Here is an 18,913-nt window from a genome sequence, read left to right as displayed (position 1 = left end):
TCAGGACCCCGTCCGCTCCCAGCCCCGCCGCTCCGGCCGCGCGCCCAGCCGCTTCGGATCCCGGCTGCGATAGACCACGTACGGACGGAAGAGGTACTGGAGCGGGGCGCTGAACATGTGGACGAGCCGGGTGAACGGCACCAGCGCGAACAGCACCATCCCGACCACCGCGTGGATCTCGTACAGCAGCGGCACGCCCGTCATCCGGTCGATGTCCGGCTGGAGCGTGAACAGGCTGCGGGCCCAAGGGGCGATCGACTCCCGGTAGTTGTAGCCGTCGCCGGACGAATGCGTCAGCTTCGCCACCATGCCGAGCACGATCGCCGCGAACAGCACCAGGTACATCAGCTTGTCGTTGGCGGTCGTGGCCCGGAAGACCGGCGTGTTGGTCCGCCGCCGGTAGAGCAGCAGCAGGATGCCGACGACGAGGAGCACGCCGGCCGCCGTGCCGCCGTACAGCGAGAACAGGTGGTACGTGTGTTCGCTCACGCCCGCCTTCTCGGTCCACGACTCCGGCAGGAACAGCCCGACCAGATGGCCCACGAGCACGAAGAGGATGCCGTAGTGGAACATCGGCGAGGCGATGTTCAGGAGCTTCGACTCGTAGACCTGGGAGGAGCGGGTCGTCCAGCCGAACTTGTCGTAGCGGTAGCGCCAGACCGTGCCCGCGACGAGCAGGACGAAGGCCAGGTAGGGGAGCACGCCCCACAGCAGCGTCTTCATGAGGGGACCTCCCCGATGAGTGCGAAGGGCTGGAGCCCGACGTCCTCGCGCGGCGGTCCGGAGCGCGCGAGGGCCAGCGCCTCCGCGCGGTCCTTGGGCGAGGGGCCCGGCAGCGTCGCGCACACCACCTCGACGACGGACGCGTACGGGGTGCCGTGGTCGGCGAGCGCGATCCGCAGCAGTTCCAGGCCGCCGCGGTGCTCGGTCAGGAGCACCGGGCCCGCGTGCGCCGAGAACTCCAGGACCGCGGGCAGGAAGTCCGGCAGCTCCTCGCCGGTGAACTCCAGGCCGTGCTCGCGGTAGACCTCCTTGAAGCGGACCAGGGCCATGCCGCGCCGCCGGGTGTCGCCCTCCCGCCACCAGCTCAGATACAGGCTGTGGCGGTTCTTGAAGTCGAAGACCTGGACGTAGTGCGCGGCGAGCTCGCGGGGCTCGGCGGCCGTGGCGTACTCCAGGAAGCCGTGCAGGTCCGCGGGGGCTGCCGCCCGCAGCAGCGGCAGCCGCGCGTGGAACTCGTCGTCGGGATAGGCCAGGCAGAGCGCCGCCGCCTGGTACAGCACCGCGTGCCGGGTCACGTCTCGTCCTCCTCGGGCGCATGGGCCTTCTCGACCGCGCTGGGCTGCTCGTCGGCGGTCTGCCTGGCCCGCAGCGTGTGGAAGTTCTCGATGGTGACGAGCGGCAGCTGCCTGCGGCCGGAGTCCTGGCCGAACGGCCCGTCGCCGCCCATCCCGGGGCCGCCCTCGAAGTCGAGGCTGCAGGAGTTCGAGCCCTCGGGCAGCGCGGACTCCTCAAGGCGCTGCGCGTCGGCGACGGCCGCGGTCGGGATGACGTACCGGTCCTCGTACTTCGCGATCGCGAGCAGCCGGTACATCTCCTCGATCTCCTGGCCCGACATCCCGACCGCCGCCGCCGTCGAACCGTCCGGCGGATCGCCGAGGTTGATGGCCCGCATGTGGGCCCGCATCGCCGCCAGCTTCTCCAGCGAGGCCCGCACCGGACCCACGTCCCCGGCGGTGAAGATCTCCGCGAGGTATTCGAGGGGGATGCGCAGTGTGTCGATGGCGCCGAACAGGTTGCCCAGGTCCTCACCGTCGTGGCCGGTCTCCGTCAGCGCGTCGACCACCGGGGAGAGCGGCGGGATGTACCAGACCATCGGCATGGTGCGGTACTCCGGGTGCAGCGGGAGCGCCACCTTGTACCTGCTGACCAGCGCGTGCACAGGGGAGCGGCGCGCCGCCTCGATCCAGTCGTACGAGATCCCGTCCCGCTCCGCCGCGCGCCGCACCTCGGGGTCCTCGGGGTCGAGGAAGACGTCCAGCTGGGCGTCGTAGAGCCTCTTCTCGTCGGGCTCACTGGCCGCCGCCGTCACCTTGTCCGCGTCGTACAGGATCACCCCGAGATAGCGCAGCCGGCCCACGCACGTCTCCGAGCAGACGGTCGGCAGGCCGACCTCGACGCGGGGATAGCAGAGCGTGCACTTCTCGGCCTTGCCGGTGCGGTGGTTGAAGTAGACCTTCTTGTACGGGCAGCCGGTCACGCACTTGCGCCAGCCGCGGCAGTGGTCCTGGTCGACGAGGACGATGCCGTCCTCCGACCGCTTGTACATGGCGCCGGACGGGCAGGACGCCACGCACGACGGGTTGAGGCAGTGCTCGCAGATGCGGGGCAGGTAGAACATGAAGGTCTGCTCGAAGGTGAACTTCACCTTGTCCGCGACCTGTTGCCTGGTTTTGGCGACCATCGGGTCGAGGTCGCCGTGCTCGGTGGCGCCGCCGAGGTTGTCGTCCCAGTTCGAGGACCACTCGATCTTCATGGGTTTGCCGCTGATCAGGGAGCGGGGTTCGGCCACCGGGTAGTCGTCGCCGAGCGGGGCGTCGGTGAGGTTCCGGTACTCGTACGTCCAGGGCTCGTAGTAGTCCTTGATCTCCGGGAGCTTGGGGTTGGAGAAGATCTCCAGGAGCGACTTGATCCGGCCGCCGTTCTTCAGCTTCAGGGCGCCGCGCCTGTTCAGCTCCCAGCCGCCGCGCCACTTCTCCTGGTCCTCGTAGCGGCGCGGATAGCCCTGCCCGGGCCGGGTCTCGACGTTGTTGAACCAGACGTACTCCATGCCGTCGCGGTTGGTCCACGCCTGCTTGCAGGTGACGGAGCAGGTGTGGCACCCGATGCACTTGTCGAGGTTCATCACCATCGCGATCTGGGCCATACAGCGTCCGATGGTGCCTTCGGCACGGGGCATCAGTACTGAACCTCCTGGTTGCGGCGGCGGACGACCGTCACCTCGTCGCGCTGATTGCCCGTGGGGCCCAGGTAGTTGAACGCCCACGACAACTGGGCGTAGCCGCCGATGAGATGGGACGGCTTGAGGATGAGCCGGGTCAGCGAGTTGTGGATGCCGCCGCGCTTGCCGGTGGTTTCCGCCTTCGGCACGTTCACGGTGCGTTCCTGCGCGTGGTGCATGTAGACCGTGCCGGCCGGCATGCGGTGCGAGACGATCGCGCGCGCCACCACCACGCCGTTCCGGTTGACGGCCTCGATCCAGTCGTTGTCCTTCACGCCGATCGCGTCCGCGTCCTGCGGCGCCATCCACACGCACTGGCCGCCGCGCGAGAGGGACAGCATGAAGAGGTTGTCCTGGTACTCGGAGTGGATCGACCACTTGTTGTGCGGCGTGAGGTAACGGACCGTCACCTCCCGTTCGCCGTCCGGGCCGAGCCGTGGCTCGCCGAAGAGCCGGTTCATGTCCAGCGGCGGCCGGTAGACGGGCATCGCCTCGCCCAGCTCGTGCATCCAGTCGTGGTCGATGAAGAAGTGCTGGCGCCCGGTGAGCGTGTGCCACGGCTTCAGGTGCTCCGTGTTGAGGGTGAACGCCGTGTACCTGCGCCCGCCCGCCTCGCTGCCGCTCCACTCCGGCGAGGTGATCACCGGCACGGGTGCGGCCTGGGTGTCGGCGTACGTGACGCGCTTGCCCTCGTGCTCGGCGGCGAGGTGCGCCATCTCCTGCCCTGTGCGCGCTTCCAGGGTGTGGAAGCCCTGGGTGGCGAGGCGGCCGTTCGTCGTGCCGGACAGCGCGAGGATGGTGTTGGCGGCCTTCACCGCCGTGTCCAGGGCGGGGCGGCCGTCCGCGGGCCCGCCGCGCACGACGCCGTTGCGCCGGCCCAGCTCCTCGACCTCCTGGTCGGGGTGGAAGGTGATGCCCTTCACCGGCAGCCCGAGCGTCTCCACGAGGGGGCCGAGCGAGGCGAACTTCGCGCCGATCGCGGTGTAGTCGCGCTCCACGACCGCCAGGTTCGGCATCGTCCTGCCGGGCACCGGCTCGCACTCGCCCTTGCGCCAGTCCAGGACGACCCCGCCGGGCTGCGCGGTCTCGCCCGGCGTGTCGTGCTGGAGCGCGGTGGCGACGACGTCCTTGCGTACGCCCAGGTGGGCCACCGCCAGCTCGCTGAGCCGGTCGGCGATGGCGCGGAACGTGTCGAAGTCGGTGCGGGCCTGCCAGGGCGGGTCGACGGCCGGAGTGAAGGAGTGCACGTAGGGGTGCATATCCGTGGTCGACAGGTCGTGCTTCTCGTACCAGGTGGCGGCGGGCAGTACGACGTCGGAGAGCAGCGTCGACGACGTCTGCCGGAAGTCGAGGGAGACGAGCAGGTCGAGCTTGCCCTCGGGCGCCTGCTCGCGCCACGTGACCGTGGACGGGCGCTCGTCCGGGCCCGCCTCCTCCGCCCGCAGCGACGAGTGCGTGCCCAGCAGGTGCCTGGTGAAGTACTCGGCGCCCTTGGCGGAGGAGCCGAGGAGGTTGGCGCGCCATAGGGTCAGGACGCGCGGCCAGTTCTCGGGGGCGTCCGGGTCCTCGCAGGCGAACTTGAGGGTGCCCGCCCTGAGTTCGTCGACCACGTTCGCCACCGGGTCGCCGGCGGTCTCGCCCAGGTCGAGGGAGTTGCGGTCGAACGTCGGGTACGAAGGCATCCACCCCGTACGGGCCGAGAGCGCCAGGCAGTCGGCGCCCGTCATCCCCGCGAACCGGCCCTCGCCGAGCGGCGACGACAGCACGTCCGCCGCGAACCTGTCGTAGCGCCACTGGTCGGTGTTGAGGAACCAGTACGCGGTGCCGATCATCTGCCGCGGCGGCCTGCTCCAGTCGTTGGCGCTCGCGAGCGTGGCCCAGCCGGTGTTCGGACGGCACTTCTCCTGCCCGACGTAATGCGCCCAGCCGCCGCCGTTGCGGCCCTGGCAGCCGGTGAGCTGGAGCAGCGCGAGGAAGGCGCGGTAGATCGTCTCGGAGTGGAACCAGTGGTTGGTCCCCGCCCCCATGAGGATCATGCAGCGGCCGCGCGACTTCTCGGCCGTCGCGGCGAACTCGCGGGCGATCTTGACGCACTTGGCGGCGGGGACGGAGGTGTGGACCTCCTGCCAGGCCGGCGTGCCGGGCGCGGCGGCGTCCTCGTACGACGTGGGCCACGTGCCCGGCAGCCCCTCGCGCCCGACGCCGTACTGCGCGAGCAGCAGATCGAAGACCGTGGTGACCAGCGGCCCGTCCTGGCCGCCGAGGCGGGTGGCGGGGACCCCGCGCCGCACGACCTCGCCGCGGCCCTGCCCGTGCGTGCCGCCCTCGGTGTCGAACCGGGGCAGCAGCACCTCGACGCCCGCCGCGACCGCCGAGCCCTGGAGGGTCAGGAGCGGCTCGATGTCGCCGAGCTCCAGATTCCATCTGCCCTTGCCGGAGTCGGTCCAGCGGAAGCCCAGCGAGCCGTTCGGCACGGCGGGTCGGCCGGTGTTCTTGTCGAGCACCGCTGTCTTCCAGTCGCCGCCTTCTCCGGCGTCACCGAGGTCGGTGGCGCGCAGGAACTTCGCGGGCACGTACGCGCCGTCGCGCTCGGTGAGCGTCACCAGGAAGGGCAGGTCGGTGAACCTGCGGACGTAGTCGGTGAAGAAGTCCGTCGACCGGTCGACGAAGAACTCCTTGAGGACGACGTGCCCCATGGCGATGGCCAGCGCCCCGTCGGTGCCCGGGTGCGGATGCAGCCACTCGTCGGCGAACTTGGCGTTGTCCGCGTAGTCCGGCGCCACCACGACGACCTTCTGACCGCGATAGCGCGCCTCGGCCATCCAGTGCGCGTCCGGGGTCCGCGTCACCGGCACATTGGAGCCCCACATCATCAGATACGCGGCGTCCCACCAGTCACCCGACTCCGGCACGTCGGTCTGGTCGCCGAAGACCTGCGGCGAGGCGACCGGCAGGTCCGCGTACCAGTCGTAGAAGGAGAGCATCGGCGCGCCGATGAGGCTCATGAAGCGGGCGCCGGCCGCGTGCGACACCATCGACATCGCGGGAATGGGGGAGAAGCCCGCGACCCGGTCGGGGCCGTGCGTCCTGATGGTGTGCACATGCGCGGCCGCGACGATCTCGACGGCCTCGTCCCAGGACGCTCGCACCAACCCGCCCTTGCCGCGCGCCTGTTGGTACGTCCGGCGACGCTCCGGATCACTCTGGATGTCCGCCCACGCGAGCACCGGGTCCTTCAGGCGCGCCTTCGCCTCCCGGTACATGTCGACGAGGACGCCGCGCAGGTACGGGTAGCGCACGCGCGTGGGGGAGTACGTGTACCAGGAGAACGCGGCGCCCCGCGGACAGCCGCGCGGTTCGTACTCCGGGCGGTCGGGACCGACGCTCGGATAGTCCGTGGCCTGCGACTCCCAGGTGATGATGCCGTCCTTGACGTACACCTTCCAGCGGCAGGAGCCGGTGCAGTTCACGCCGTGCGTGGAGTTCACGACCTTGTCGTGGCTCCACCGGTCCCGGTAGAAGGCGTCCGCGTCCCGGCCGCCCGTCAGCCGGACGCTGTGCAGGTCGGGGGCGGCGGTGCCGCGCCGGAAGAACCTCCCCGCCCGCAGCAGGGCGGCGGCGGGCTCGGTCGTCTCTGTCACCGTGGAGCTCCCTAGGTCTGCCTCCCACCGAACGTAGGGGCGGGACCGGCGGCACACCCGTCGGCGGCGGCCGTACGGGTTGCGGGGCGGCCCGCGCGGCATTACCTGCGACGTAATCGACCGGCCGGCGCGGGCGCGACAGAGTGATGTCACCGGATCCGGTCCGGCGCACTCCGGACCGGATCCGGCACCCGAAACGGTCCGGTGCACTCCGGACCGGACCCGGCACCGAACCGTCCCCCTGGGAGGCACCCGCCATGACCACGTCCACGTACCCGCTCGCCACGCTCGCCCGCACCACCGACCCGACCACGATGCTGCGCCGCTTCCTCGGCCTGGACGCGGTCGTGACCGCGGGCAACGGCATCGCGTACGCCGCCGCCTCGGGCCCTCTCGGCGACTTCCTCGGCGTCGACTCCGGGCTGCTCCTCGGCCTCGGCGTCTTCCTCACCCTGTTTGGCGCGGGCGTCGGCTACCTCGCCTCGCGCAAGAGTCCGCCGAAGGCGGCCGTGCAGGCGGTCGTCGAGGCGAACGCCGTCTGGGCGGTGGCCGGTGTCGTCGCCCTCGTCGCCTGGCTCTCGCCCACCACGGCGGGAGCGGTCTGGATTCCGCTCCAGGCCGTGACCGTGGGCGGCTTCGCCGCACTGCAGTACGCGGCGCTGCGGGCGAACGCCTAGGACATGTGCGCCTGCAGGTACTTGGACGTCGCCGGGTCGGCCGGGAGCAGCGTCTCGATGGCCAGCTCGGCGACCGTCACGTCCATCGGGGTGTTGAACGTCGAGATCGACGAGATGAAGGACAGCACGTGCCCGTCGTGCTCGATCCGCAGGGGCAGCGCGAAGTACGGCACCTCCGCCCCCGCCTCGAAGGCGTCGACGCCGGGATCCGCCACCGGGTACGCCGCCACCTCCTCGTACACCGCCCGCAGCGCGTCCGAGCGCTGCAGCGCGATCTGCCGCTCCATCTGATGCAGCAGGTGCCCCCGCCACTCCCGCAGATTGCGGATCCGCGGCGCCAGGCCCTCCGGGTGGAGGGTCAGCCGCATCGCGTTCAGGGGCGGCGCCAGCAGATGCCCGGGAAGGCCGTCGAGCAACATCGAGATGCCGCGGTTCGCCGCGACGACGTCGTACGTCGCGTCGACGACCAGGGCCGGGTAGGGCTCATAGCCGGCCAGGAGCTGTTCGAGGCCCTCGCGGAGCGTGCCCATGGCGGGGTCGTCCAGCGGGGTCTCCCGGAACCGAGGCGCGTAACCGGCGGCGAGCAACAGCGAGTTGCGCTCCCGCACCGGCACGTCGAGATGGTCGGCGAGGCGCAGCAGGAACTCCTCGCTCGGGCGCGACCGGCCCGTCTCGACGAAGCTGATGTGCCGCGCGGAGGAGTCGGCGCGCAGGGCCAGCTCCAGCTGGCTCACCCGGCGCCGCTCGCGCCAGCTGCGCAGCAGAGGACCCACTCCGGTGGCGTGCTCGGCGGTGTTGTTCTTCCCCTTGGCGGGCGCGGCGGTTGTCATACGTAGAAGGTAATCGAAACAATTTGTGGCAGGGTGAGGCGAAGACCGACTTCACGGAAGGAGCGTGGCCCATGCCCCCCGAACCGCTCTCGCAGAAGGAGATCGAGGACCGCCTCGCCGAGCTGCCCGGCTGGTCCCTGGAGGACGGCAGACTCACCCGCTCCTACCGGCTCGGCTCGCACTTCGCGGCGACCGGACTCGTCGTCCACATCGCGCGGACCCAGGAGGAGCTCGGCCACCACTCCGACCTGACCCTCGGCTACAACACCGTCACGCTCGCCGTGCACACGCACAGCGCGGGCGGCGCACTCACCGAACTCGACTTCGAACTCGCCCGCAGGGTCCAGGAGTTGGCGCCCGCCCACGGAGCCGGCTGACCGCCGATGCTGGACTACAGCAAGGAGGCCGACCGGTACGACGCCTCGCGCGGCGGCGAACCCCGCGCCGCTGCCGCCGCTGAAGCGGTCCTCGGCCTCGTGCCCGCGGACGCCGGCGCGCTCCTCGATGTCGCCTGCGGAACCGGCCTGGTCACCCGGTGCCTCGCCGAACGGCCGGGGCTGCGGGTGACCGGGGTGGACGCCGCGTACCGCATGGCGCGGATGGCCGCGGGACGCGTCCCCGGCTCCATCGTCCTCGGCGACAGCCGCCAACTCCCCTTCCCCGACGCCTCGTTCGACGCGGTCACCACCATATGGCTGCTGCACCTCCTCTCCGGGCCCGAGGAGACGTCGTCGGTCGTCGCCGAGTGCGCGCGGGTGCTGCGGCCCGGCGGGGTGTACGTCACCACCGTGGACAAGGCCGCCTCGCACGACGTGCGCAGCGACATCGACGCCGTGCTCGCGCCGCGCCCGGTACGACTCGCGGTCGACCGCGTCCAGGCCGTCGACGCCTACGCCGCCGAGCACGGCCTCACGCCGGCCGGGCGGGCACGGTTCCGCGGCCACGGGCAGGGCCGCACACCCCGCTCCACGGTCGACGACCTGCGACGCGGCTGGTTCACCCGGATCCCGCCCGACGGACCGCTGGCCGCGCGGTTCGCCGCCCGGCTCGCGGAGCTCCCTGACCAGGACGTCCCACGCCCCGACCCCCGCTTCACGCTCCGCGCGTACCGAAAGCGACGTTGACGGTGCCCGGGCCTCCCCGGGCGGAATTTTTTGCGATAGCGGCAACATCGCTCGTCGAAAACCGGGAAACGGGAGCAGGCTGGCCCTGTCCACACAGTCCTGCTTCCCGCAGAAGGCAGGGCAGCGAACCGGAAGGCGGCACAACACGATGGGGCACCACGACGGGCACGGCGAGAACCAAGGCCACAGCCACAGTCATGGCCACAACCATGACCACAACCACGACGGCGACATGGACTGGTCGGCCATGGGCACCATGCTGGAGCGCTACGCCCGCGTCGCAGCGCCGATGTACGGCGAGGTGGCGTCCTGGCTCACCCGCTGGGTCCCGGACCCGGGCGTCGTCGTCGACGTCGGCAGCGGCCCGGGCGCCGTCTCCTTCCTGCTGGCCGAGGCGTACCCCAAGGCGCGGATCGTCGCGGCGGACCCCGAGGAGGCCCTCCTCCGGCGGGCCCGCGACCGCGCCGCGGACGAAGGACTCACCGACCGCTTCGACACGGTGCGCGCCGCACTCCCGGACGCCATCGACGACGTGCCCGAGGCGGACCTGCTGTGGCTGTGCAGGTCCCTGCACCACGTCGGCGACCAGGGCGCCGCACTCTCCGCGCTCGCCGACCGCCTCGCACCCGGCGGCGCCGTCGCCCTCCTGGAGGGCGGCCTGACCGCCCGCTACCTCCCCCGCGACATCGGCTTCGGCCGCCCCGGCCTCCTCTCCCGCCTGGAGGCGGCGGACGAGGAGTGGTTCGCCGGGATGCGCGAGGGCCTCGACGGCTCGAAGGGCGCGACGGAGGACTGGCCGGCCCTCCTCACCGCCGCCGGCCTCCGCTACGAGGCCACCCGCAGCTTCCTCCTCGACCTGCCCGCCCCCCTCTCGGACGACGCCCGCGCCCACGTGGTGGAAGAGTTCACCCGCCGCCGCGCAATGCAGTCGGAACGCCTGGGCCCGGACGACCTCGCCACGTTCGACCGCCTCCTGGACACGTCCGACCCGCAGAGCCTGCACCGGCGCCCCGACCTGTTCCTGCTGTCGGCGCAGACGGTGCATGTGGCGGTCAAGGACGAAACCCGGGGATAGACGGGACGGCGGGACGGCGGGCGTCAGCAGCGGCCGGGGCGCGCGTACAGGGTGACGCGTGCCCCGCGGGCGTGCCACGACCGGCACTTCCTGAAGCGGTCCCGGATGACGAGGTGTTTCACCGTTTCCCGGTCGATCGTGTCGCCGGTCCCGCCCGATGGATCGGTGACCAGGACGATCCGCGGCTCCTCGCTCATCCGGGCCCGGATGACGTGCGCGGGCACCTCCGTGCCGTACAGAGTGTGCGAGGCGGCCGGGCCGCGGTCCTGAGCCAGGTCGCGCAGCCCCTCGACGGCACGGGGGGACGGCAGCGTCCACGCCCTTCGGCGGGACGGCAGGTACACCACCGCGTCCCCCGGGCGGCCGGCGGTCCGGATGGCCTGCGCGGCGGCGGTGCCGTTGTCGACGCGGCTCTCGGGGGTCCGCAGGTGCACCGCCGACGGGATCAGCGAGGCGAGAGCGGCCCCCACGGTCACCGCGGCGACCGCCCGGTGCGTGCGGCCACCGCGCAGGGCCCGGTCAAGGAGGGCCCCGAGGAGCAGAGCGAGGCCGGCCCAGCTGTAAAGGACATAGCGGTCCACGAACAGGGGCTTGATCGGCGTGAGAAGCATCAGCAGGCCGGTGGGGGCGACCAGCAGGGGCAGCGCCACCCGGACGAGCCCGTCCGGCGCCTCCGCATCCCGAGGCGCCCACCTCCTGACGAGCTCGGCACACCCCACTCCGAACAGGCATACGCCGAGGGTCGCCGCGTACGGGCGAGGGCTGAACGAGAGCCAGTGCACCTGTGCTTGCTGTTGCCGGCTCAGCACGGCGAGCGGCGCGAGCCCCACGACCACCGCGCCCGCGGCCGTGGCCCACCTCCGACGCGCCGCGCGGGGAACCGCCAGGGCGTGCCCGGCAAGGGCGAACACCGCGAACTCGTGCAGCACGCAGGCCACCAGCATCAGTACGGCGTAGCGGCACCACAAGCGTCTCGTACGACACTCATCGGCGGCGACGGCGTCCAGCAGGGCGTGTGTCGCCCAGACGACCAGCGCGCAGACCGCGGCGTATGAACGGCCTTCCTGCGCGAAGCGCTGGATCAGCGGGAGCACGGCGAACGCGAGGCCGCCGAGCAGTCCCGCACGCGGTCCCGCGAGCCGCCTGCCCAGCAGTGCCACACCGGCGGCCGCGGCGCTCATGGCGAGAACGGAGGGGACCCGCATGACGAGCAGCGGGTCGGCGTCGCCCGCGAGCCGGAACAGGCCGTGCATCAAGAGGTAGTACAGCCCGTGCACGGCGTCCGCGTTGCCCAGCGTGTGCCAGAGATCGGAGAGGTCGCGCCGCGACACGTCGTATGTCACCGCCTCGTCCCGCCACATGGCGCCGCCGCGGCGGACACCCCACAGGCCGAGGCCGAGCGACAGGAGCAGCCCCGGCAGGGCGGTGGCCGCCCACCGCGCGCGGGCGCGGGGCGGCGGGACGCGCGGGGCGCCCCGCGCGGAGCGCCGGGCGTGGTCCGAGAGGGCGGGCCGGGTGGTGGCGATGACGTGCTCCCGTGGGTGCGCTGCGGAAGGGACCTGAGGAGCCCAAGAGCGGGCTCGTGAGGCCCAGTTCAGCGGCGCGCGGATTGTTAAGCAGCCCTGTCCCGCCGCGCCGATCAATTGCTAGCGTGACTTCGGATCTTGACCGGAAGCGCTGACGGGGGCACTGCCCGGGGCGCCGGCCGGTACCGAGAGGGAGGGGTCGGAGTGGGGCGTCGAGAGAAGCCGTTGGACCCCACGGCGGGCCCCGTCCAGCGCCTCGCGCACGGACTCCGCAAACTCCGTGTGGACGCGGGCGCCCCGACCTACCGCGCGATGGCGCAGCGCGTCCCGTACTCGGCACCCACCCTCTCCGCGGCGGCCGCGGGGCAGCGGCTGCCGACGCTGCCCGTCCTGCTCGCCTACGTCGCCGCCTGCGAGGGGGATCCGGAGGAGTGGGAGCGGTACTGGTACGAGACGGTGGCGGAGGACGCGGCACGAGGCGAGGACGAGGGCGAGTCGCCCTACCCCGGCCTCGCCCGGTTCGGCACCGGCGACCGTGAACGCTTCTTCGGCCGCGACGACCTCGTGCACGAGCTGCTGGAGCTCACGGCCCGGCGGCGCGTGGCGGCGGTGATCGGCGCGTCGGGCAGCGGCAAGTCGTCCTTGCTGCGGGCCGGGCTGATACCGGCGTTACGAGAGTCGACCGGACCCGCGCGACCCGCCGCGATCCGCCTCCTGACCCCTGGGGAGCGGCCGGCCCGCACCCACCACCACCTCTTCACGCCGGCGGACGGCGACGGTGACACGCTGCTCGTGGTCGACCAGTTCGAGGAGGTCTTCTCGCTCTGTCATGACCCGGCCGAACGGGCCGTCTTCCTCGACGGGTTGCTCACCGCGCGCGACCCCAGCACCCGGCTGCGCGTGCTCCTCGCGGTACGCGCCGACTTCTACGGCCGGTGCGCCGAACACGGGCCTCTCGCCGACGCGTTGGGTGATGCCAACCTGCTCGTCGGTCCGATGTCTCCGGGCGGCCTGCGCGAGGCCGTTGTCAGACCGGCCGCGGCCGAACAGCTCGTGGTGGAGCGCTCCTTGACCGCCCGAGTCGTCGCCGATGTGGCGGACGAGCCGGGTGGTCTGCCGCTGATGGCTCACGCGCTGCGCGAGGTGTGGCGTCGCCGCAGCGGCAGGATGCTGACAGAGGCGGCGTACGAGGCGATCGGAGGGGTGCGCGGCGCCGTCGCGCACACCGCGGAGGAGCTCTACGGGCGCCTGAGCGAGACGGAGGCGGTGAGGGCGCGCACGCTGCTGCTGCGCATGGTGGAGCCGGGCGACGGCACACAGGACACCCGGCGCCCCGCCGACCGCTCCGAACTTCCGCCCGGCTGCGAAGGCGTCCTGGAACGCCTGGTCGAGGCACGCCTCCTGACCGTGGACGGCACGAAGGTCGATCTCGCGCACGAGGCGCTGATCGGCGCCTGGCCCCGGCTGCGGGCCTGGATCGAGGAGGACAGGGAGCGGCTGCGCCTGCACAGGGCGCTGACCGAAGCCGCGCACACCTGGGAAGAGCTGGACCGGGACCCCGGGGCGCTGTACCGGGGCACGAGGCTCACGGCGGCGAGGGAGGCGTTCGAAGCGGGCAGAGGTGGCAGGGGTGCGGACGGGCTGACCGCGAGCGAGAACGCGTTTCTCAACGCCGGGATCACCGCCCACGAACAGGGCATACGGGCGAAGACCCGCGCCGCGCGCCGCACCCGCGTGCTCCTTTCGGCGCTCGCCCTGCTCGTCTGTCTCGCGACGGTGGCGGGCGCGGTCGCCTGGCAGCAGCACAGGAACGGTCAGCGGCAGCGGGACGAGTCCCGGGCGCGGCGGATCGCCGGGGTCGCGGAGTCGCTGCGTACGTCCGATCCGGTCACCTCGATGCGGTTGAGCGTGGCCGCCTGGCGGATCGCGGATCTGCCCGAGACCCGGGAGGCGGTGCGGACCGCCGCCGCGCAGCGGGAGCAGGACGCGTTCCACGGGGGCGGGGAGGACTCGCCCGTGACGGCGCGGTTCCTCAGCGCGGACGGCAGCCTGCTGACCACGTCCACCGGGCGGCGGGTGACACGCCGGGAGCTGAGCGGTCACCGGCGGATCAGTACGTACGACAGGCCGGGTCCTTTCGGCACGGCCGACTACGACACGGATGTCAGCGCGGACGGGCGGCTGATCGCGCGGTCGACCCGAAAGGGATTCCAGATCTGGGACCTGCGGAACGAACGGCCGGTGGGACGTCCTCTGGGAACCAACGGCCGAACGGGGGTGGCCGGCCGATTCGCGCCCAGCGGACGGATGTTCATCGTCCAGGACGAGGACCGGGGCGACGTCCAGGTGTGGGACGTACGACGGCACAAGGTGGTGGCGACGGTCCGGAGAGCGGAAACGGGCAGTTCCCCCTTCTCCGTCATGAGCCCCCGCGACCGACTCGTCGCGACCTGTTCGGGGGACGACGGTCCTCTTGTCGTACGCGACATACGCACGGGGCACGACCTCCCCAGGACGTGGCCGCGCGCGCTCGACCGGAACTTCTGCGGGGCCCAGGAGGCTTCCTTCACACCGGACGGCCGGGCGCTGGCCGTTCCTGTGCAGGGTGGTGTACGGACCTGGGACGTGAGGACCGGCGAGGAGCGGCCGAGGCTCAAGCTGCCCGGCGCGTACGAACCGAGCGTGGACTTCAGCGCCGACGGCGCCACGGCGGTCGCCCTGGGGGAAGGTGAGGTGGTCCTGTGGCGCACCGCCGCACCGGAGACACCGCTGCTGCGGCACTCGGTGGGCGAGCTGACGGCGCAGGAAGTGCGCCTGGACGAGGCGGCCGGGGTGATCCGTCTGCAGGCGAGCACCAAGGTGATCCGTACCTTGGACGTCCGCGACGTCCTGGCAGGGCCGCGCGGAGCACCGCCGCTCCACCTCGACAAGGCCCGCTTCAGCCCGGACGGCCGCACCCTCGCCACGCTGGAACGCCACGCGAGGGAGGGCCGGTTACGGCTGCGCGACGGGCGGGACGGCACGGTGCTGCGAACGCTGCCCGGCCGCATGTGCGAGGAGTGCGACGGCCTGGCTGTGGCGTTCTCCCCGGACAGCGGGACTCTCGCGTACAGCGTCGACGCACCGAAGGGCTCGACGATCCGGCAATGGGACCTGCGGCTGGGCCAGGTGAGGGCCCGGACGACCGTGGCATCGAGGGTGGAGAGCCTGGTGCTGCCCGCGGTCGGGCCACCCGTCACCGCGGGAGCCCCGCCCCGGCTCCAGGACAACGACACGTGGAAGGGTGAGGTATGGCGGGTCGGTGAGCGGACCAGCACGCGTCTGCTGTACCGCAGGCTCCCCGGTCTGCTGGTGGTCGCGCCCGGCGGCCGTGAACTCCTCTCCTTGGACGGCCGGATGGTCGACCTCAAAACAGGGAGTACGAGACCCGCTCTGCGCGGTGAGGACGCGCTGACGTCCGGAACGTTCAGTCCCGACGGCCGCTTCCTCGCCGTCTCCGACCACAACGGCAGGCTCACCCTGTGGGACGGCCGGGCGACCCGCCCCCTCGCCGTACTCTCGGCGGGCGGACCTGAAGGAGGCGAGCCCGAGCCGCCCGTCGCTTTCTCCGCCGACGGCCGCTACTTCGCCGCGGCCGATGCCGAAGGCTCCGTCCGGGTGTGGGAGACGGGCACCCCGCGCCTCGCCGGTGCCCGGATCCCCGGGGCGTACGGCACCGTCCTCGCCCTCGGCTTCGCCGGCGATGAATTGCGCGTCACGACCGCGGAGGGAACGGTCCGCAGGGTCTCCGTCGCGGCGGAGCGCGATGCGGACCGCGTGTGCGATCGGGCCCGCGGCGGGCTGACGCGTCAGGAATGGCGGACCTATCTGCCGAACACCGGGTACCGGAAGACCTGTTGACGCTACCTTCCAGACAGTGCCGACCCGGCCGGCCACGGAGGGGAGCCATTACGTGAACGAACTGATGCGCTGGGAGTCCGACGAGGGGCCCGTCGTGGTGGAGGTGGACTCCAGGGACCCCGGGTTCCGGTCGGTGTCGCGGCGTGGTGAGGCCGACGGGATCCACGACGTCGACGGGCGCTTCGAGTCGGCGCTGGGGAATGTGCGCGGCGCCGCGCTGTCCGCGCTGCGGACCTTTCGGGACCGCGCGCTCGACCCCGACACGATCGAGCTGGAGTTCGGCGTCAAGCTCAGCGCCGCGGCAGGCGCCGTCATCGCCAGGACTGCGGCGGAGGGGCACCTGACGGTGAAGCTGACCTGGTCGCGCCGTGTCCCGCCGGAGGGGGCGGACGGGGCGGTCGGGGCGGATGCGGCCATGCGGGCGGACCGCCTCCGCCAGCCCTGAGAGGGGAGGCGGAGACGGTCCGTCGCGCTGTCGGGCTGTCCTGCCGTCAGGCCACGTCGAACGTCGCCGGGTCCGGGCCGATCCGCCGGTCCTCGTTCAGCGCGGAGATCGCCGCCATGTCCTCGGGGTCGAGCTCGAAGCCGTAGACGTCGATGTTCTCCTTGATCCGCGACGGCGTCACGGACTTGGGGATCACGATGTTGCCCAGCTGGATGTGCCAGCGCAGCACGATCTGCGCGGGGGAGCGCCCGTGCTTGCGCGCGATGGCGACGATCGCCGGGACCTCCAGGAGGCCGCGGCCCGAGCCGAGCGGCGACCACGCCTCGGTGGCGATGCCCTGCTCGGCGTGGAACTCGCGCGCGGCGCGCTGCTGCAGGTGCGGGTGCAGCTCGATCTGGTTGACGGCCGGGACGATCGACGTCTCGCCGGTCAGCCGCTCCAGGTGCTCGGGCAGGAAGTTCGAGACGCCGATGGACTTGGCGCGGCCGTCGGCGTGGATCTTCTCGAAGGCCTTGTACGTGTCGACGTACGCGTCCTTGGAGGGCACCGGCCAGTGGATCAGGTACAGGTCCACGTAGTCGAGGCCGAGCTTCTCCAGCGAGGTGTCGAAGGCGCGCAGCGTCGCGTCGTGGCCCTGGTCGGCGTTCCAGAGCTTCGTCGTGACGAACAGTTCCTCACGGGCCACGCCGGAAGCGGCGATCGCCTTGCCCGTGCCTTCTTCGTTGCCGTAGATGGCCGCGGTGTCGATGCTGCGGTACCCGGCCTCCAGCGCCGTCGCGACGGCCTTCTCGGCCTCGTCGTCCGGAACCTGCCAGACGCCGAAACCGAGCTGCGGCATCTCGACGCCGTTGTTGAGGATGATCGGGGGAACCTTGCTCACGAGCTCTCGATCCTTAAGTCGTCGGGTGTTCTGCCCCATGGTCAACGATCAGCGGCCGCGCCGCATTCCTGAACGCTACAAGGGCATGGGCTGCCCGCGTCCCTCCGGCCCGGTGGTCAGGACGTCAGGCCCTCGGGGAGGGAGGCGAGCAGGTCCCCGTACTGGACGAACAGGCGGGGGGACGCCGCCCCGGTGGGGGCATGGGGGTCGGCCTCGGCGAGTGCGGTCCAGCAAGCCGCCGTGAGGCGGCGGGCGTCGGCCCCGGGCCAGGGGCGGGGGAGGAGTTCGGGCGGCAGGAGCGGGTCCGGTTCCATGGCGTGGCTGAAGGCCGCGGCGAGCCGGACCGCCATGGCCAACCGCTCGGGGCCGGTGGGACCGTCCGGCCGGGTGAGCCGGTCGAGGTACGCCTGGGCGAGGCCGGCGAGGCGGTCGTGGCGCGCGGCGATGTCGTCGAGGGGCCAGAGGGCGGCGGCCAGGGCGGGCGGCTGGTCGACGCCCCCGACGCGCAGGTCGGTGCTGGTGAGGCAGGTCACCGCGTGGGTGACGTCCAGGTGGCGGGCCTGGGCCTCGACGAGTTCCCCGATGGGGTTCGGGGTGACGTAGAGGCCGCTCTGGACCGGGGCGGCGCCGAGGTGGCGCAGGGTGTCGCGGAGGGTGTCGCGGGACGTCCTGCTCGATTCGGGGATGGCGAAGGCGAAGAGGTGCCAGACGCCGTCCCAGGCGGCGAGCCCGTGGTCCTGGCGGTAGGCGTGGCGGACGTAGGCGACGTCGGGGGTGATCGAGCCGGTGTAGTCGGCGACCGCCCTCAACACGGCCTTGCGGCCACGGCCTTCGTGGGTGAAGCGGCCCTCGGCGACGAGCCGCTTGATGCAGAGGCGGACCTGTTGGTCGGTCATGCCCAGCAGGCCGGCGACCGCGTACAGCTCACCGGAGTCGACGGTGCCGTCCTCGCGGACCAGGGCGTGGACGAGCAGTCGGGTAGGGACGGGGACGGGGGCGGTGCCGTCCGCGTCGATCTGCGCGTCTTCCGGGGTGTTCGGGGCGGTGTTCGTGGCCGCGGTGTTCATCGGGCCTCCCGGCGGTTCGCCGCGGCGGCCGGTGTGACGGGCCGGTGCATGGTCGTGACGGCGCCGAAGCCCATCAGGCTGCGCAGGTACGGGGTCTTCTCGGTGCGTACGGCGACGAAGCCGTGCCGTTCGTACAGGGCGCGGGCGCGCGGGTTGACGTCGATGACGTCGAGACGGACGCGCCGGCAGGAGTGCTCGGTGGCCACGGCCGCGATCTCGCGCAGCAGGAGGCCGCCGATGCCCTTGCCGCGGTGCTCGGAGGCGACGGCGATGCCGTCCATGACGAGCTCGCCGTCGGCGGCACGCCGTTCCATCAGGGCGAGCAGCGGCAGGCGGGGGAGTCCGCGCAGGGTTCCGTACGCGGACAGGACGTCGCCCGCGCCGCCGCCGGTCAGGCCGCGCTTGTCGAGTTGGTAGCCGGCCACCCCCGCCACCTCGCCGTCGACGAGGGCGACTATGCCCCGGTCGTGGTGGAGGTGGGCCGCGAGGAAGGCGCGTGCCTTGTCCGGCGGGTTCAGGGCGGCACCGAGCTTCCGCCCGAAGGCCTCCCAGTACAGCGCGGCCACACGCGTCTCGCTGCCCTCGGGCACGCCCCTCCGTATCGCCGGGCTGTGCATCGGCTCCATCCGCTCCATCGGCTTCATGGGCTCCATCGGCGTCCCTTCCGTGTGGCAGGGGCGGAGCGCCCGCCCTTGCACTATCGACTCTACTACGCTCATGCTGAATACGAACGTATTGATAGTGATA

15 protein-coding genes are annotated in these 18,913 nt (G+C 72.0%); 6 read left to right on the top strand and 9 right to left on the bottom strand.

Annotated features, from left to right (window positions below; all coding sequences use genetic code 11):
• Genes narI through AB0H82_RS15810 form a run of 4 tightly spaced genes read right to left on the bottom strand, consistent with a single transcriptional unit; the run spans position 1 to position 6,642 of the window.
• Positions 1-723 (bottom strand): respiratory nitrate reductase subunit gamma, encoded by a 723-nt coding sequence (narI, locus tag AB0H82_RS15825; protein WP_362992926.1) that lies wholly within the window; start codon positions 721-723, stop codon positions 1-3.
• Entirely contained in the window at positions 720-1,298 is a 579-nt protein-coding gene (gene narJ / locus AB0H82_RS15820) for a nitrate reductase molybdenum cofactor assembly chaperone (RefSeq protein ID WP_362992924.1), read from the bottom strand. The genes narI and narJ overlap by 4 nt, the downstream gene beginning before the upstream one ends.
• Complete coding sequence (gene narH, locus AB0H82_RS15815; protein ID WP_362992922.1) at positions 1,295-2,959, bottom strand: nitrate reductase subunit beta; 1,665 nt, start codon at positions 2,957-2,959, stop codon at positions 1,295-1,297. Before narH ends, narJ begins: the two co-directional genes overlap by 4 nt.
• Complete coding sequence (locus AB0H82_RS15810) at positions 2,959-6,642, bottom strand: nitrate reductase subunit alpha (RefSeq protein WP_362992920.1); 3,684 nt, start codon at positions 6,640-6,642, stop codon at positions 2,959-2,961. Before AB0H82_RS15810 ends, narH begins: the two co-directional genes overlap by 1 nt.
• A gap of 257 nt (positions 6,643-6,899) precedes the next feature.
• Here AB0H82_RS15810 and AB0H82_RS15805 point away from each other — a divergent pair, with 257 nt between their 5' ends.
• On the top strand, positions 6,900-7,319 hold the full coding sequence (locus AB0H82_RS15805; protein ID WP_362992918.1) for a hypothetical protein: 420 nt from the start codon (positions 6,900-6,902) through the stop codon (positions 7,317-7,319).
• On the opposite strand, the gene AB0H82_RS15800 is transcribed toward AB0H82_RS15805, so the two are convergent.
• Complete coding sequence (locus AB0H82_RS15800; protein WP_362992916.1) at positions 7,316-8,149, bottom strand: helix-turn-helix transcriptional regulator; 834 nt, start codon at positions 8,147-8,149, stop codon at positions 7,316-7,318. The two genes, AB0H82_RS15805 and AB0H82_RS15800, sit on opposite strands and share 4 nt — an antisense overlap.
• Before the next feature lie 71 nt (positions 8,150-8,220).
• Here AB0H82_RS15800 and AB0H82_RS15795 point away from each other — a divergent pair, with 71 nt between their 5' ends.
• The 3 genes from AB0H82_RS15795 to AB0H82_RS15785 all read left to right on the top strand — a co-directional run bounded on the left by AB0H82_RS15795 (position 8,221) and on the right by AB0H82_RS15785 (position 10,348).
• Positions 8,221-8,526 (top strand): 4a-hydroxytetrahydrobiopterin dehydratase, encoded by a 306-nt coding sequence (locus AB0H82_RS15795; protein ID WP_362992914.1) that lies wholly within the window; start codon positions 8,221-8,223, stop codon positions 8,524-8,526.
• 6 nt (positions 8,527-8,532) lie between these two features.
• Positions 8,533-9,273 carry a class I SAM-dependent methyltransferase gene (locus AB0H82_RS15790; protein WP_362992912.1) on the top strand — a complete coding sequence of 247 codons (741 nt, stop codon included), beginning with the start codon at positions 8,533-8,535 and terminating at the stop codon, positions 9,271-9,273.
• Between the two features lie 148 nt (positions 9,274-9,421).
• Complete coding sequence (locus tag AB0H82_RS15785; RefSeq protein WP_362992910.1) at positions 9,422-10,348, top strand: class I SAM-dependent methyltransferase; 927 nt, start codon at positions 9,422-9,424, stop codon at positions 10,346-10,348.
• A gap of 23 nt (positions 10,349-10,371) precedes the next feature.
• On the opposite strand, the gene AB0H82_RS15780 is transcribed toward AB0H82_RS15785, so the two are convergent.
• Positions 10,372-11,691, bottom strand: a complete 1,320-nt coding sequence (locus tag AB0H82_RS15780; RefSeq protein WP_362992908.1) for a glycosyltransferase family 39 protein — start codon at positions 11,689-11,691, stop codon at positions 10,372-10,374.
• A gap of 387 nt (positions 11,692-12,078) precedes the next feature.
• On the opposite strand from AB0H82_RS15780, the gene AB0H82_RS15775 reads away from it, so the two are divergent.
• Both AB0H82_RS15775 and AB0H82_RS15770 read left to right on the top strand, forming a co-directional pair.
• Positions 12,079-15,774, top strand: coding sequence for a WD40 repeat domain-containing protein (locus AB0H82_RS15775; protein ID WP_362992906.1), 3,696 nt, complete (start codon positions 12,079-12,081; stop codon positions 15,772-15,774).
• Positions 15,775-15,826: 52 nt separating this feature from the next.
• A complete protein-coding gene (locus AB0H82_RS15770) occupies positions 15,827-16,219 on the top strand; it encodes a CU044_2847 family protein (RefSeq protein WP_362992904.1) in 393 nt (130 codons plus the stop codon).
• Positions 16,220-16,265: 46 nt separating this feature from the next.
• Here the strand turns inward: AB0H82_RS15770 and AB0H82_RS15765 are convergent, their stop codons facing one another.
• From AB0H82_RS15765 to AB0H82_RS15755, 3 genes are all read right to left on the bottom strand, one after another.
• Positions 16,266-17,138 (bottom strand): aldo/keto reductase, encoded by an 873-nt coding sequence (locus AB0H82_RS15765; RefSeq protein WP_362992902.1) that lies wholly within the window; start codon positions 17,136-17,138, stop codon positions 16,266-16,268.
• Positions 17,139-17,215: 77 nt separating this feature from the next.
• On the bottom strand, positions 17,216-18,166 hold the full coding sequence (locus AB0H82_RS15760; protein WP_362992900.1) for a PaaX family transcriptional regulator C-terminal domain-containing protein: 951 nt from the start codon (positions 18,164-18,166) through the stop codon (positions 17,216-17,218).
• Positions 18,163-18,810: a GNAT family N-acetyltransferase gene (locus AB0H82_RS15755; RefSeq protein WP_362993116.1), complete on the bottom strand. Its 648-nt coding sequence runs from the start codon at positions 18,808-18,810 to the stop codon at positions 18,163-18,165. Before AB0H82_RS15755 ends, AB0H82_RS15760 begins: the two co-directional genes overlap by 4 nt.
• Between the last annotated feature and the right edge of the window lie 103 nt (positions 18,811-18,913).

The sequence above is a fragment of the Streptomyces sp. NPDC050732 genome (assembly GCF_040654255.1).
GTDB lineage: Bacteria > Actinomycetota > Actinomycetes > Streptomycetales > Streptomycetaceae > Streptomyces.
This window is presented reverse-complemented; position numbering and strand designations above follow the sequence as displayed.

Excerpts from the sequence above, each read along its gene's own strand:
- narI (WP_362992926.1), bottom strand. The coding sequence starts at position 723 with ATGAAGACGCTGCTGTGGGGCGTGCTCCCCTACCTGGCCTTCGTCCTG.
- narH (WP_362992922.1), bottom strand. The coding sequence starts at position 2,959 with ATGCCCCGTGCCGAAGGCACCATCGGACGCTGTATGGCCCAGATCGCG.
- AB0H82_RS15805 (WP_362992918.1), top strand. The coding sequence starts at position 6,900 with ATGACCACGTCCACGTACCCGCTCGCCACGCTCGCCCGCACCACCGAC.
- AB0H82_RS15800 (WP_362992916.1), bottom strand. The coding sequence starts at position 8,149 with ATGACAACCGCCGCGCCCGCCAAGGGGAAGAACAACACCGCCGAGCAC.
- AB0H82_RS15795 (WP_362992914.1), top strand. The coding sequence starts at position 8,221 with ATGCCCCCCGAACCGCTCTCGCAGAAGGAGATCGAGGACCGCCTCGCC.
- AB0H82_RS15790 (WP_362992912.1), top strand. The coding sequence starts at position 8,533 with ATGCTGGACTACAGCAAGGAGGCCGACCGGTACGACGCCTCGCGCGGC.
- AB0H82_RS15785 (WP_362992910.1), top strand. The coding sequence starts at position 9,422 with ATGGGGCACCACGACGGGCACGGCGAGAACCAAGGCCACAGCCACAGT.
- AB0H82_RS15765 (WP_362992902.1), bottom strand. The coding sequence starts at position 17,138 with ATGGGGCAGAACACCCGACGACTTAAGGATCGAGAGCTCGTGAGCAAG.
- AB0H82_RS15760 (WP_362992900.1), bottom strand. The coding sequence starts at position 18,166 with ATGAACACCGCGGCCACGAACACCGCCCCGAACACCCCGGAAGACGCG.
- AB0H82_RS15755 (WP_362993116.1), bottom strand. The coding sequence starts at position 18,810 with ATGAAGCCGATGGAGCGGATGGAGCCGATGCACAGCCCGGCGATACGG.